This window comes from Neorhizobium lilium, from assembly GCF_004053875.1.
GTDB classification, from domain to species: Bacteria; Pseudomonadota; Alphaproteobacteria; order Rhizobiales; family Rhizobiaceae; genus Neorhizobium; species Neorhizobium lilii.
In genome coordinates this window covers 58,224-71,232 of sequence record NZ_SBIP01000005.1, presented here as the reverse complement: position 1 = coordinate 71,232, position 13,009 = coordinate 58,224, and the positions used below count along the sequence as shown (strand labels likewise).

The following is a 13,009-nucleotide window of genomic DNA, read 5'->3' as shown; positions in this document are numbered from 1 at the left end:
AAGAGCCGGCGGTGATGTGACCCGAGCACCATGACGTTAAAGCTGTTTACACTGCTTCTGCAGGCGGCCGTTTCGACCCTGGGCATCAGCCTGATCTCGATTGCGATCGGCTTCGTGATCGCGATCGTGCTGTCGGCTGCCATTCTGTCGCACAAGCCCGCCTATGTGTTTTCCGCCCGTCTGTTCATCAGCTTCTTCCGCGGCGTTCCGCTGCTTGTGCAACTGCTGCTCATCTACACGCTCCTGCCGGTGATCGGCATCAACGTGCCGAGCATCGTCGCGGCGATCGTTGGTCTCTCGCTCTGCACCGCAGCCTATCAGGCCGAAAATCTGCGCGGCGGCTTCGAAAGCGTGCCGCCCGGTCTGATCGAAGCGGCGGAGGTGACCGGACTCAATCCGCAACAGACCTTCTTCCGTATCCGCGTGCCGATCGCGCTCCGCCTCACCTTCCCGGCGCTGATCAACGAGGCTATCATGATCCTGAAATCCTCGTCGCTGGTCTCGGTCGTCGGCATCATCGAAATCACCAAAATGGCGCAAGATCTCGCCTCCTCCACCTATCTGCCTATCCCGATCTTCGCCAGCGCTGCCCTTATCTATCTGGTCATCAATTCGTTCGTCGTCCTGATTGGGCGTTTTGCCGAACGTTCGCTGGGGGGAGCCTCGGCATGATCTTCAATCCTGCAATCATCATGGAAAAGCTGCCAGAGATCGGCAGTGGACTGATGGTGACGCTCATCCTCTGGCTGGTCGGCATAGCGGGCGGCGTCGCCGTCGGCTTCGTGGTCGCGACGGTCAGACGTTTCGGCGGAAGGATGATCAACCTCGGCCTGGGCACGATAGTCGAGGTCCTCCGGGGCACACCCTTCCTGATCCAGGTCTTCCTCCTTTATTACGGTGGTCCCTTCATCGGCCTCATGCTGGATCCGATCCCCTGCGGTCTGATCGGCCTGACGATATATTCCGCGGCCTACTACAGTGAAATCTTCAGGGCCGGCTATGCCGCCGTGCCTCCGGGGCATGTCGAAGCAGCCCAATGCCTCGGTCTCACGCGTCTGCAGGCGATCCGCCGCATCCAGATCCCGGAAATGGCGCTGATCGTGCTGCCGCCCTCCGTCAATCTCGCGGTGATCCTTCTCAAGGAATCGGCCGTGCTCTCCATCATCACGGTTCCGGAACTAACGGCGACAGTCAGCGCTATCGGCTCGCAGCAATACGCCTTTCTGGAAGCCATTTTCCTCCTGGCGGTCATCTACTGGGTGATCGTCGAACTCACCGGCCGGCTTGGACGGCTTGCGGAACACCGTCTTTCCCGCCTGAGGTTTGCAAACGCATGAGCTTACCCGCCATCGTCATCAAGAACCTGGTCAAGCGCTTCGGCGACACCACCGTGTTGCAGGACATCAACCTCGAAATCCCAGAGGGCAAGGTGTCTTGCCTGATTGGGCCTTCCGGTTCCGGCAAGAGCACGCTTCTGCGCTGCCTCGCCTTCCTGGAGGAATCCACCAGCGGCATGATCACCATCAACGGCGAGGCGCTGGGTTTCTTCGAGAATGCCAATGGCAAGCGCGAACGTTTGCCCTCGGCGCAGATCCGTGCTGTGCGGGCCCAGACGGGCATGGTTTTCCAGCAGTTCAACCTCTGGCCCCATATGACGGCGCTGGGCAATGTCAGCGAAGCGCTGAAGACGGTGCACAAGCTGCCCAGGGCCGAAGCAGAGGCGCGCGCCATGGCGCAGTTGCGTAAAGTGGGCTTGGAAAACCGGGCCAATCACTATCCGTCCCAGCTGTCCGGCGGCCAGCAACAACGCGTCGCGATTGCCCGCGCCCTGGCGCTGGAGCCAAAGATCATGCTGTTCGACGAGCCGACCTCGGCGCTCGATCCGGAACTGACCGGAGAGGTTCTCAATGTCATGCGCGATCTTGCCTCCGAGGGCATGACCATGGTCGTGGTAACGCATGAGATCGGTTTTGCCGCAACCGTCGGCCAGCAGATCAGCTTCCTGGATCACGGTCGCCTCATGTTTTCTGGACCGCCGTCTGAGATTTTCGCCAAGCCGCGCCATCCCCGCCTCGACCAGTTCCTGGACACCTATCTCGACCGTGGCGCGAGCATGCTCGTGTAACGGCGCAGCGGGAGTAACCATGGCCGATACCACTGCCGATACCGCGCCGGTTCTGTCGCTGCACCAGCGCATCCTGGGCGATGTCGAGCAGAACATCCTGAGCGGCCGTTGGCCGCCGGGGCACAAGGTGCCATCCGAGCAGCTTCTGGCCGAGCAATACGGCTGCTCGCGGATGACGGTCAACAAGGTGCTGACCCAGCTTGCCCGCGCCGGGCTTGTTCAGCGCCGCCGCAAGACGGGCAGCGTCGTCCTGCCGCAGAAGGCGCAAAGCGCCATCCTTGAGATCTATGACATTCGCGAGGAAGTGAAGGCGCTGGACCGCCCCTACTCCCACGACATTCTCCAGCGCAGCCTGCGACCTGCGGACAAGGCAGAACGCGAGAGGCTGGACCTGTCGCAAAGGCAGAAGATCGTCTCCGTCACCTGCCTGCATTTTGCCGGTGAAATGCCTTTCTGCCTTGAGGAACGGCTGATCAACCTCGCCGTCGTGCCCGAGGCGGAAGCGGAAGAGTTTCACGACCTGCCCCCCGGCCCCTGGCTGCTTGGCCATGTCCCATGGAGCGCGGCCGAACACCGTATCGCAGCGCTTGGCGCCAACGAGGTCGCCGCGCAGCACCTTCAGCTTGGCGCCGGAACGCCGGTCCTGGTCGTGGAACGCCAGACCTGGCGCCTCGATCAATCCGTCACCCATGTGCGGCTGACCTATCCGGGTGAAAGCCATGCGCTGATGGCACGCTTCACCCCAATGCAGGCATAATCAACGAGAACCGGATTACCAGGAGCTGACGACGATGGCACGTGACGACAAGCTGAAACTTGGAACCTTCGTCTACACCTTCGGCTTCAACCCGGCGAGTTGGCTGCATCCGGCGAGCGACGTCAACGGCGCCAACCGAATCGAGCATCTTCTCGACGTCGCGAGGATTTCGGAAGCAGCGAAGTTCGACTTCATGTTCGTGGCCGACTCTCCTGCCGCCGCTATCGGCGATCCGGAAGCCCTGTCTCGGTCGCCCACCAAGATGAACCGCTTCGAACCCCTGACGCTGATCACCGCACTCGCCACCCTGACGGAGCGCCTGGGCTTCGTCGCCACCGCCTCGACCAGCTATTACGAACCCTACAACCTCGCGCGCATCTTCTCTTCCATCGATCACCTGAGCGGCGGTCGCGCTTGCTGGAACGTGGTCACGTCCGACCATGACGAGACCGGCTACAACTTCAACCGCGAGGGTCTCGATCCGCATGCGCTGCGCTATGAGAAAGGGGCGGAGTTCGTCGATGTCGTCTTCGGCCTCTGGGACAGTTTCGAGGCGGATGCCCTGTTGCTCGACCGATCGAGCGGTGTCTATTACGACAAGGACAAGCTGCATACGCTGAACCATAAGGGCAAACACTTCCAGGTCCGCGGTCCGCTCAACATCGCATCGACGCCGCAAGGCAGGCCGGTCATCGCCCAGGCCGGTGGATCGGAAGCAGGAATGGAGCTTGCAGCCCGTACCGCCGAGATCGTCTTCAGCCTCGCCTCCAGCCCGGAACGCAACGGCGCCTTCTACCGCAACGTGAAGGACCGCATGGCCAAATTCGGTCGCGACCAGAACGACCTGAAGATGATGCCGGGCATCGTCGTCAATGTCGGCGAGACGAAGGCGCAAGCCCAGGCCAAGGTCGATTTCCTGATCGACAATCTGCACCCGGACGTGGGCCGCTGGATGCTCGGCGAGTTCCTGGAGACCGATCTTTCAGGGGCAGCCCTCGACGAGCCCTTTCCGATGGAGCGGCTTCCGAGCGAGCCCAAGGGCTCGAAGGCCCTGTTCGAGGAACTGACGGACTTCATCCGCCAGGGACACACGCTCGGCCACCTGATCCGTCACTACGCCGAAAAAAGCACCGGCAATGGCATCACCGGCACGCCGAAGGAGATTGCCGACTTCATGGAAGAGTGGTTCGAGACCCGTGCCGCGGACGGCTTTATCCTGATGTTCCCGACCCTGCCGGCCAGCCTCACGGATTTCGTGGAACTGGTCGTACCTGAGCTGCGCCGCCGCGGCCTCTTCCGGGAGGAATACGAGGGCACGACGCTCCGCCAGAACCTCGGCCTCTCCACCCCGGTCAATCGCTACACAGCCGCGCGTTAGGGTAGCAGACGCTTAGCCGGCAAATTCAGCCAACAACTCGCCCATCGCTTTGCGGAAGCGGTGGGCCACGGCATCACGCCGGATATGCCGCCCGCTCTCTACAAGTTTGCGGCCCGCCACCCAGACACTGTCGACGGATGCCCCATTGGCGAAGATCCAGCTGTCGAGCAGTCGGTCGCCCTCGAAGCGGATCGGGTGCTGCATGGACAGGCTGACGAGGTTGGCAGGCCGCCCTTCGGCAATTCCAGTCTCGCAGCGGAGCGCCGCCGCGCCACCCGCGCTAGCACCATCGAACAGCCGGCGGCCGCTCGATCCGCCGCTTTCGGCCACGACATTGCGGGCGCGGCTTCCGAGCCGCTGCGAATATTCCAGCTGCCGCAGTTCGTCGGTCAACCCGATCAGGACATTGGAATCGGAGCCGACGCCGAACCGGCCGCCCGCATCCAGAAAACCGGGCGCCGGGAATATGCCGTCGCCGAGGTTCGCCTCCGTGATCGGGCAGAGGCCGGCGATCGCGCCGCTGCGCGCCATGCCGGTCACTTCCACCTCGGTCATATGCGTCGCATGGATCAGGCACCAGCGCTCCGAAAGCTCCGCATGGTCGAGCAGCCATTCGATCGGCCGCTGGCCGGACCAGGCAAGGCTGTCATCGACTTCCTTCACCTGCTCCGCCGCATGGATGTGGATCGGTCCGTCGAACGGCAGCGCCGTCAGTGCGCGCAACTCCTCCGGCGTGACGGCGCGAAGACTATGCGGCGCGATCCCGGTGACCATTGCGGCACGGTCTTTGCCCAGTGTCTGGCAGGCATCCAGCAAGGCCGCGAACCGGCCCAGATCATTGATGAAGCGCCGCTGGCCTTCGACCGGGGCGAGGCCGCCAAAACCGGAATGGGCGTAGAAGACAGGCAGGAGCGTTAGTTCGATGCCGGTCTCGTCCGTCGCGGCGACGATGCGCTCCGCCATCTCCGCCAGATTGGCATAGGGCCGACCGTCCCGGTCATGATGCAGATAGTGGAACTCGCCAACGCGGCAGAAGCCCGCTTCCAGCATCTCCACATAAAGCTGGGCGGCGATGGCTTCCATCTGCTCCGGGCTCATGGAGAGCGCGAAGTGATACATCACGTTTCGCCAGCTCCAGAAACTGTCCGCCGTCGGGCCGCGCAGTTCCGCAAGCCCTGCCATGCCACGCTGGAAAGCGTGGCTGTGCAGGTTCGCCATCGCCGGAAGGACCACTGCCTGCACGTCGTCCCCGGGGGCTGGCGCTGTATCAGGCTCCAGGGAAACGATCTTTCCTTCCTGCACGGACAGGCGCATGTTCTTGCGCCAGCCTTCCGATGTCAGCACCTGCTCGGCAAAAATCGTCGTCATCCGGTCGTTCCCCGCGGCCTGTCAAAAAGGCTTGCGCCTCGGCTCATTAAGTATATACATAATGAAAAAATCTTACGGGAACAAGCGGACAAATCGGGAGTGGCCTTGATGGCTGAAGGCGACCGCATCTGGAAAAACGCCCGCCTTCTCACGCTGGCCGAAGGCGCGCCGGGAATGGGTCTGGAGGAAGATGGCGCTCTTGCCGTCCGCGATGGCCGCATCGTCTTTGCCGGCCCGCAATCCGATCTCCCCAACGATCTTGCTGGCATTGAAACGATCGATTGCCAAGGGCGTCTCATTACCCCCGGCCTTGTCGATTGCCACACGCATCTCGTTCACGCTGGCGACCGTGCCCGCGAGTTCGAAATGCGGTTGGAAGGCGCGAGCTACGAGGAGATTGCCCGCGCGGGCGGCGGCATCGTGTCCTCCGTCACCCAACTTCGCGCTGCCGATGAAGCGGAACTCGTCCGTCAGTCCCTGCCGCGCCTCGACGCGCTGATTCGCGAAGGCGTGACGACGGTCGAGGTCAAGTCCGGCTACGGGCTGACCATCCACGACGAACTGAAAATGCTGCGCGCCGCACGACAGCTTGCCCAGCAGCGTCCGGTCTCTGTCACCGCCACCTATCTCGGTGCTCACGCCACGCCTGCGGAATACAAAGGCCGCAATGCCGAATTTATCCGCGATGTGGTTCTCCCGGCCCTCAAACAGGCGCATGAACTGAGCTTGGTCGATGCGGTGGACGGCTTCTGCGAAGGCATCGCGTTTTCGCCAGACGAGATGCGGCAGGTCTTCGATCTCGCCCGAAGCCTTGGCCTTCCGGTCAAGCTGCATGCCGACCAGCTGTCCAATCTCAGCGGCGCAAAACTTTCCGCGGATTACGGCGCCCTCTCCGCCGATCATCTCGAATATACGGACGACGAAGGTGCTGCCGCCATGGCTAAAGCGGGAACGGTCGCCGTCATCCTGCCCGGCGCCTTCTACTTCATCCGCGAGACGAAGAAGCCGCCGATCGATCTCTTCCGCAGCCACGGCGTGAACATGGCGCTCGCGACGGACAACAATCCCGGCACCTCGCCGCTCACCTCCCTGCTGCTGACGATGAACATGGGCGCCACCCTGTTCGGGCTGACGGTGGAGGAATGCCTTGCCGGCGTGACGCGCGAGGCCGCCCGGGCGCTGGGAAAGCTGGCGGAAATCGGCACGCTCGAACCTGGCAAATCGGCAGATCTCGCCATCTGGGATGTCGAGAGGCCGGCTGAACTCGTCTACCGCATGGGCTTCAACCCGCTGCACCAGAGGGTGTGGCGCGGCATGCCTACTTTCTAGAGCTTTGAACCGAGCAGGGACGCCATGACCATCACTCTCCATCCAGGTGCCGTGCCGCTTTCGGATCTCGCGGCGATCTACTGGAACAAGTCTCCCGTGCGGCTCGACCGCAGCTTCGATGCGGGGATCGAGAAGGCCGCCGCGCGCATTGCCGCCATCGCCTCCGGCAACGAACCGGTCTATGGCATCAATACCGGCTTCGGTAAGCTTGCCTCGATCAAGATCGACTCGGCCGATACCGCCACTCTCCAGCGAAACCTCATCCTCTCCCATTGCTGCGGCGTCGGCGCGGCTTTGCCGGAAGAGATCACCCGCCTCATCATGGCGCTGAAACTGATTTCGCTCGGGCGCGGCGCATCCGGCGTCCGGCTGGAACTGGTCCGCCTCATCGAAGACATGCTGGAAAAGGGCGTGACCCCGGTCATTCCCGAAAAAGGCTCCGTCGGCGCTTCGGGCGATCTCGCCCCACTTGCCCATTTCGCTGCGGTGATGATGGGGGAGGCCGAAGCATACTTTGCCGGCGAAAGACTGACCGGCGCAGAGGCCCTGGCACGTGCAGGTTTGCGTCCCGTGGTGCTTGCCGCCAAGGAAGGTCTTGCTCTGATCAACGGCACCCAGGCATCGACTGCGCTGGCGCTCGCCGGCCTCTTCCGTACTCACCGCGCCGCCCAGGCAGCCTTGATCACCGGCGCCATGTCTACGGATGCCGCCATGGGTTCATCGGCGCCGTTTACGGCTGATATTCACACATTGCGCGGCCACAAGGGCCAGATCGATACGGCGACGGCTCTTCGAGCGCTGCTGGAGGGCTCGGTCATCCGCCAGAGCCATCTGGAGGGCGACGAGCGGGTCCAGGACCCCTACTGCATCCGCTGCCAGCCCCAGGTGGACGGCGCCTGCCTGGACCTGCTGCGCATGGCGGCCCGCACGCTCGAGATCGAAGCCAATGCCGTGACCGACAATCCCTTGGTTCTGTCCGATGGCAGTGTCGTCTCCGGTGGCAATTTCCATGCCGAGCCCGTCGCCTTTGCCGCCGACCAGATCGCTATCGCCATCTGCGAGATCGGCGCGATCGCCCAGCGGCGCGTTGCCCTCATGGTCGATCCGGCCCTGTCCTACGGCTTGCCCGCATTCCTCGCATTGAAGCCCGGCCTGAACTCCGGCCTGATGATTGCCGAAGTCACTTCCGCCGCTCTGATGAGCGAGAACAAGCAGATGTCGCACCCGGCATCGGTCGATTCCACACCCACCTCCGCCAACCAGGAAGACCATGTCTCCATGGCCTGCCATGGCGCCCGCCGCCTGCTTACTATGACGCAGAATCTGTTCGGCATTATCGGCATCGAGGCCATGACGGCTGCCCAGGGAATCGATTTCCGTGCACCCCTGACCACCAGCCCTGAACTGCAGAGCGCGATCGTCTGCCTTCGCTCGGTCGTGCCTACCCTCCAAGAGGACCGCTACCTTGCACCCGATCTGGAAGCCGCAACCGCTCTGGTGGCCGATGGCCGCCTGATCGGCAGCGTTTCCGAGGGACTGCTTCCGGCTCTGAATTCCTGACCTGCCCCACCCGACGAACCATCCTTGAGAGGACCCCGATGATCAACCCGCGTCACAATATCCGCGACGTCCGCGCCCCTCGCGGATCGGAGCTCAACGCCAAGAGCTGGATGACGGAAGCGCCGCTGCGCATGCTTATGAACAACTTGGATCCGGACGTGGCGGAAAATCCGCATGAGCTGGTCGTCTATGGCGGTATCGGCCGCGCCGCCCGCACCTGGGACGACTTCGACAAAATCGTTGCGACGCTGAAGACATTGACAGAGGAAGAGACACTTCTCGTCCAGTCCGGCAAGCCGGTCGGCGTGTTCCGCACCCACAAGGATGCGCCGCGCGTGCTGATCGCCAATTCCAACCTCGTCCCCCATTGGGCGACCTGGGATCATTTCAACGAGTTGGATAAGAAGGGCCTGGCCATGTACGGCCAGATGACCGCCGGCTCATGGATCTATATTGGCACGCAAGGCATCGTGCAGGGCACTTACGAGACTTTCGTCGAGGCCGGTCGCCAGCATTACAATGGAAGCCTCACGGGCAAGTGGATACTAACCGGCGGCCTCGGTGGCATGGGCGGCGCCCAGCCGTTGGCAGCCGTCATGGCAGGCGCCTGCTGCCTTGCCGTCGAGAGCGACGAAACGCGTATCGATTTCCGTCTGCGCACCCGCTATGTCGACGCCAAGGCATCGAGCCTGGACGAAGCGCTCGCAATGATCGACCAGTGGACGAAGGCCGGCGAGGCCAAGTCCGTCGGCCTGCTCGGCAACGCGGCCGAGATCTTCCCGGAACTCGTGCGCCGCATGAAGGCCGGCGGCCCGCGCCCGGACATCGTCACCGACCAGACCTCGGCCCATGACCCCCTCAACGGCTATCTTCCGCTGGGCTGGACCGTAGCCGAACACAAAGCCAAGCGCGAGAGCGATCCGAAAGCCGTGGAAGCTGCCGCCCGCGCTTCGATGAAGCAACACGTGGAAGCCATGGTCGCCTTCTGGGATGCCGGGGTTCCGACCCTCGACTACGGCAACAACATCCGCCAGGTCGCCAAGGACGAAGGCCTTGAAAATGCCTTCGCCTTCCCGGGCTTCGTACCGGCCTATATCCGTCCGCTATTCTGCCGCGGCATTGGCCCCTTCCGTTGGGCGGCACTATCCGGCGATCCGGAAGACATCTACAAGACCGACGCCAAGGTGAAGGAACTGCTGCCGGACAACAAGCACCTGCACAACTGGCTGGACATGGCCCGCGAACGCATCGCCTTCCAGGGACTGCCGGCGCGCATCTGCTGGGTCGGCCTCGGCGACCGTCACAAGCTCGGCCTCGCCTTCAATGAAATGGTCCGCAACGGCGAACTTTCGGCACCTGTTGTCATCGGCCGCGACCATCTGGACTCGGGCTCGGTCGCATCCCCCAACCGTGAAACGGAAGCGATGAAGGACGGCTCCGACGCCGTTTCCGACTGGCCGCTTCTCAACGCCCTGCTCAACACGGCATCGGGCGCGACCTGGGTTTCGTTGCATCACGGCGGCGGCGTCGGTATGGGCTTTTCCCAGCACTCCGGCATGGTCATCTGCGCCGATGGCTCGGAAGATGCCGACCGTCGCCTCGAACGCGTCCTCTGGAACGACCCGGCAACCGGCGTCATGCGCCATGCCGATGCCGGCTACGAGATTGCAATAGAATGCGCCGAGGAAAAAGGTCTGCGCCTGCCCGGCATCCTCGGGAATTGAACCATCCGCTACGAACGTCATCCTCGGCCTTGTGCCGAGGATCTGACCACAGTGCTGCGGATGAGGCGTGGTTAGATGCTCGGGACAGGCCCGAACATGACGGTGAATCGGGATGCCTTCGCTTCCGAACGGAGAACACCAATGAAGATCCTGCGCTCAGCCAAGTACAAGCGCATGCCGTGGAAGAACGGCAAGGGAGAGACGGTGGAGATCGCCGTCTTCCCGCCGGGCGCCAGCGTCGAGACGTTCGACTGGCGGATCAGCATGGCCATGGTCGCCGAGGACGGACCTTTCTCCGTCTTCGATGGGATCGACCGTACCTTGAGCATCCTGACCGGCGATGGCATGGAGCTTACCGTAGAAGGGCATGCGCCTGTTCTTCTCAAGCAGGCGTCGCAGCCTTACGCTTTTCCCGGCGATGCAAGGACGACAGCGACCTTGACCGGCGGCCCCATCTCGGACCTCAACGTCATGACCCGACGGGGCAGATTCACCCATCGCGTCCGGCGAGTTGTCAGCTCCGGCGAGATGAGCGTGACCCCGGAAGCGGACCTGACCATGGTCGTTGTGGCGAAGGAAGCGCGGCTCGGTGATCTTGCTCTAAGTCCGCTGGACGCTTTGGTGCTCGATAAGGGCGAAGCCCCTGCGGTCCTGCATTTCGAGACGGAAACAACCGTCTTCCTTATCGACATCACACCTGCCGCGAGCGCTTAGGCAATAGTCAGTGCTTCACGACGCAACAGCATGCCGAACAGATCGCGCGGCTCGTCCGGATCGGCAAGCAGGTCGAGCTTCTGGAAGCAGTCGCTATTGCGCAGCTTGTCATGCACGTAGCGGAGCGCGGAAAAATCCTCCGTCGCAAAGCCGACGCTGTCGAACAGCGTGATCTGCGATGCGGATTCCCGGCCGGCAATCTCGCCATTGATCACCCGCCAGATCTCGGTCACCGGATAATCCTGCGGCAATTGCTGGATCTCGCCTTCGACACGCGTCTGCGGTGGATATTCCACGAAGATGGACGAGCGCAGCAGGATATCGCGGTGCAACTCCGTCTTGCCCGGGCAATCGCCGCCGACCGCGTTGATATGAACGCCCGACCCGATCATGTTGTCGGTCAGGATCGTCGCATTCTGCTTGTCGGCCGTGACGGTGGTGACGATCTGCGCCCCTTCCACGGCTTCTTCGGTGGAACGGCAGGCCTCGATCGTCAATCCTAACCCCTGCAGGTTGCGACGACAGCGTTCCGTCGCCGCGGCATCGATGTCGTAGAGCCGCAGCCGATCTATGCCGAGCAGGGACTTGAATGCCAGCGCCTGGAATTCGCTCTGGGCGCCGTTGCCGATCACGGCCATGGTTCGCGCACCCTTGGGCGCCAGGTGTTTCGCCACGACGGCCGAGGTCGCCGCGGTCCGAAGCGCCGTCAGGATCGTCATCTCGGACAAAAGCAGCGGGTAGCCGCTATCCACATCCGACAGGACGCCGAAAGCCGTCACGGTCTGCCGGCCATTGCGCGTATTCTTCGGATGGCCGTTGACGTATTTGAAGCTGTAGAGCGTTCCGTCGCTGGTCGGCATCAGCTCGATCACCCCGTCATGCGAATGCGAGGCGACGCGAGCGACCTTGTCGAAGCTTTCCCATCTGCGGAAATCCTCCTCCACATAACCGGCCAGCTCTCGAAGAAAGGTCTCGGTCCCGGTCGTCAGCACGAGATCCATCATGTTCTCGACGCTGATGAAGGGAACGATATTGAGCTGGTCGGTAGCAGGCATCAGTAGCTCCTTGTCGGACGGTCCATGACCTGGCGGCCCATCAGGCTCGCGGTGAGATCGACGAGCAGGGTGGCGGTGCGTCCGCGCTCGTCGAGAAAGGGATTGAGCTCCACGAGATCGAGGCTCGCCACCAAACCGCTGTCATGCAGCATCTCCATGACGAGATGCGCCTCGCGGAAGGTTGCGCCGCCAGGCACGGTCGTGCCGACGGCCGGCGCCACCGAAGGATCGAGAAAATCGACGTCGAGGCTCACATGCAGCAGCCCGTCGGCAGCCTCGACCATGGCAATGAAATCGCGCAGCACGGCAGCCACGCCATGCTCATCGATGGAGCGCATGTCGTGAATGGTAACGCCGGTCGCTTTCAAGGCCTTGCGTTCCGCCGGATCGACGCTGCGAATGCCGATCATGCAGACATTGGCGGGGTCCACCGGATGCGGCAGCGCCGGAAGGTAGCCGTCAAATCCGGGCTGCCCGGTAAAATAGGCCACAGGCACGCCGTGCAGATTGCCGCTTCCGGTCGTCTCCAGCGAGTGGAAATCCGTATGGGCGTCGAGCCACAGCACGAAGAAGGGGCGTTGCTTTTCCGCAGCCCGGCGTGACAGGCCGGGAATGATGCCCGCTGCCATAGCATGATCGCCGCCCATGAAGATCGGCATTCCGTCTTCGCTCTCGCGGTAGGAAACTTCGGCCAGCAGCTTCGTCCAGGCGACAATCTCTGGGAGCCGGCGAATGGCTGGATTGGGATGGCGCAGATCCTCGAATTCGGTCGGCACCACATTGCCGAGATCGCTTACACGATGTCCCAACTCCTCGAGCGCCGGCTTCATGCCTGCCGTCCTCAGCGCGCTCGGACCCATTTCGCAGCCGAGCCGCAATGCGCCATCCTGAAGGGGTACGCCGATCAATTTGCAGTGCATCCTGTTTCTCCATTTCAGGTGATTTGACCACGGGGCGATGGCAATGTGTACAGCACGGATTGTCATCTTCGGCAGCTTG

General features: G+C 62.7%; 12 protein-coding genes. 9 read left to right on the top strand and 3 right to left on the bottom strand.

Annotated elements, in window-relative coordinates; translation table 11 throughout:
* Positions 1-30 precede the first annotated feature (30 nt).
* The 5 genes from EPK99_RS21250 to EPK99_RS21230 are packed head-to-tail and all read left to right on the top strand — an operon-like array spanning position 31 to position 4,260.
* A complete protein-coding gene (locus EPK99_RS21250; protein ID WP_128445104.1) occupies positions 31-672 on the top strand; it encodes an amino acid ABC transporter permease in 642 nt (213 codons plus the stop codon).
* Positions 669-1,337, top strand: a complete 669-nt coding sequence (locus tag EPK99_RS21245) for an amino acid ABC transporter permease (RefSeq protein ID WP_128445103.1) — start codon at positions 669-671, stop codon at positions 1,335-1,337. The genes EPK99_RS21250 and EPK99_RS21245 overlap by 4 nt, the downstream gene beginning before the upstream one ends.
* Positions 1,334-2,125 (top strand): amino acid ABC transporter ATP-binding protein, encoded by a 792-nt coding sequence (locus EPK99_RS21240; protein WP_128445102.1) that lies wholly within the window; start codon positions 1,334-1,336, stop codon positions 2,123-2,125. The genes EPK99_RS21245 and EPK99_RS21240 overlap by 4 nt, the downstream gene beginning before the upstream one ends.
* A gap of 19 nt (positions 2,126-2,144) precedes the next feature.
* A complete protein-coding gene (hutC, locus tag EPK99_RS21235) occupies positions 2,145-2,882 on the top strand; it encodes a histidine utilization transcriptional repressor HutC (RefSeq protein WP_128445101.1) in 738 nt (245 codons plus the stop codon).
* Between the two features lie 34 nt (positions 2,883-2,916).
* Complete coding sequence (locus EPK99_RS21230; protein WP_128445100.1) at positions 2,917-4,260, top strand: LLM class flavin-dependent oxidoreductase; 1,344 nt, start codon at positions 2,917-2,919, stop codon at positions 4,258-4,260.
* A 12-nt stretch (positions 4,261-4,272) separates the two neighbouring features.
* Here the strand turns inward: EPK99_RS21230 and EPK99_RS21225 are convergent, their stop codons facing one another.
* Positions 4,273-5,628, bottom strand: coding sequence for a formimidoylglutamate deiminase (locus tag EPK99_RS21225; protein WP_128445099.1), 1,356 nt, complete (start codon positions 5,626-5,628; stop codon positions 4,273-4,275).
* Positions 5,629-5,736: 108 nt separating this feature from the next.
* On the opposite strand from EPK99_RS21225, the gene hutI reads away from it, so the two are divergent.
* The 4 genes from hutI (at position 5,737) to EPK99_RS21205 (ending at position 10,955) form a co-directional block, all read left to right on the top strand.
* Positions 5,737-6,957: an imidazolonepropionase gene (gene hutI, locus EPK99_RS21220; RefSeq protein ID WP_128445098.1), complete on the top strand. Its 1,221-nt coding sequence runs from the start codon at positions 5,737-5,739 to the stop codon at positions 6,955-6,957.
* Between the two features lie 24 nt (positions 6,958-6,981).
* Entirely contained in the window at positions 6,982-8,517 is a 1,536-nt protein-coding gene (gene hutH, locus EPK99_RS21215) for a histidine ammonia-lyase (protein ID WP_128445097.1), read from the top strand.
* 38 nt (positions 8,518-8,555) lie between these two features.
* A complete protein-coding gene (gene hutU / locus EPK99_RS21210) occupies positions 8,556-10,241 on the top strand; it encodes a urocanate hydratase (RefSeq protein WP_128445096.1) in 1,686 nt (561 codons plus the stop codon).
* Between the two features lie 141 nt (positions 10,242-10,382).
* Positions 10,383-10,955 carry a HutD/Ves family protein gene (locus EPK99_RS21205; RefSeq protein WP_128445095.1) on the top strand — a complete coding sequence of 191 codons (573 nt, stop codon included), beginning with the start codon at positions 10,383-10,385 and terminating at the stop codon, positions 10,953-10,955.
* On the opposite strand, the gene EPK99_RS21200 is transcribed toward EPK99_RS21205, so the two are convergent.
* Together EPK99_RS21200 and rocF are read right to left on the bottom strand one after the other, a co-directional pair.
* Positions 10,952-12,010, bottom strand: a complete 1,059-nt coding sequence (locus EPK99_RS21200) for an ornithine cyclodeaminase (RefSeq protein WP_128445094.1) — start codon at positions 12,008-12,010, stop codon at positions 10,952-10,954. The two genes, EPK99_RS21205 and EPK99_RS21200, sit on opposite strands and share 4 nt — an antisense overlap.
* Complete coding sequence (gene rocF, locus EPK99_RS21195) at positions 12,010-12,930, bottom strand: arginase (RefSeq protein WP_128445093.1); 921 nt, start codon at positions 12,928-12,930, stop codon at positions 12,010-12,012. Before rocF ends, EPK99_RS21200 begins: the two co-directional genes overlap by 1 nt.
* Between the last annotated feature and the right edge of the window lie 79 nt (positions 12,931-13,009).

What these genes read in the sequence shown, in the direction of transcription:
- EPK99_RS21250 (WP_128445104.1), top strand. Translation starts at nt 31, where the DNA reads ATGACGTTAAAGCTGTTTACACTGCTTCTGCAGGCGGCCGTTTCGACC.
- EPK99_RS21245 (WP_128445103.1), top strand. Translation starts at nt 669, where the DNA reads ATGATCTTCAATCCTGCAATCATCATGGAAAAGCTGCCAGAGATCGGC.
- EPK99_RS21240 (WP_128445102.1), top strand. Translation starts at nt 1,334, where the DNA reads ATGAGCTTACCCGCCATCGTCATCAAGAACCTGGTCAAGCGCTTCGGC.
- hutC (WP_128445101.1), top strand. Translation starts at nt 2,145, where the DNA reads ATGGCCGATACCACTGCCGATACCGCGCCGGTTCTGTCGCTGCACCAG.
- EPK99_RS21230 (WP_128445100.1), top strand. Translation starts at nt 2,917, where the DNA reads ATGGCACGTGACGACAAGCTGAAACTTGGAACCTTCGTCTACACCTTC.
- EPK99_RS21225 (WP_128445099.1), bottom strand. Translation starts at nt 5,628, where the DNA reads ATGACGACGATTTTTGCCGAGCAGGTGCTGACATCGGAAGGCTGGCGC.
- hutI (WP_128445098.1), top strand. Translation starts at nt 5,737, where the DNA reads ATGGCTGAAGGCGACCGCATCTGGAAAAACGCCCGCCTTCTCACGCTG.
- hutH (WP_128445097.1), top strand. Translation starts at nt 6,982, where the DNA reads ATGACCATCACTCTCCATCCAGGTGCCGTGCCGCTTTCGGATCTCGCG.
- hutU (WP_128445096.1), top strand. Translation starts at nt 8,556, where the DNA reads ATGATCAACCCGCGTCACAATATCCGCGACGTCCGCGCCCCTCGCGGA.
- EPK99_RS21205 (WP_128445095.1), top strand. Translation starts at nt 10,383, where the DNA reads ATGAAGATCCTGCGCTCAGCCAAGTACAAGCGCATGCCGTGGAAGAAC.
- EPK99_RS21200 (WP_128445094.1), bottom strand. Translation starts at nt 12,010, where the DNA reads ATGCCTGCTACCGACCAGCTCAATATCGTTCCCTTCATCAGCGTCGAG.
- rocF (WP_128445093.1), bottom strand. Translation starts at nt 12,930, where the DNA reads ATGCACTGCAAATTGATCGGCGTACCCCTTCAGGATGGCGCATTGCGG.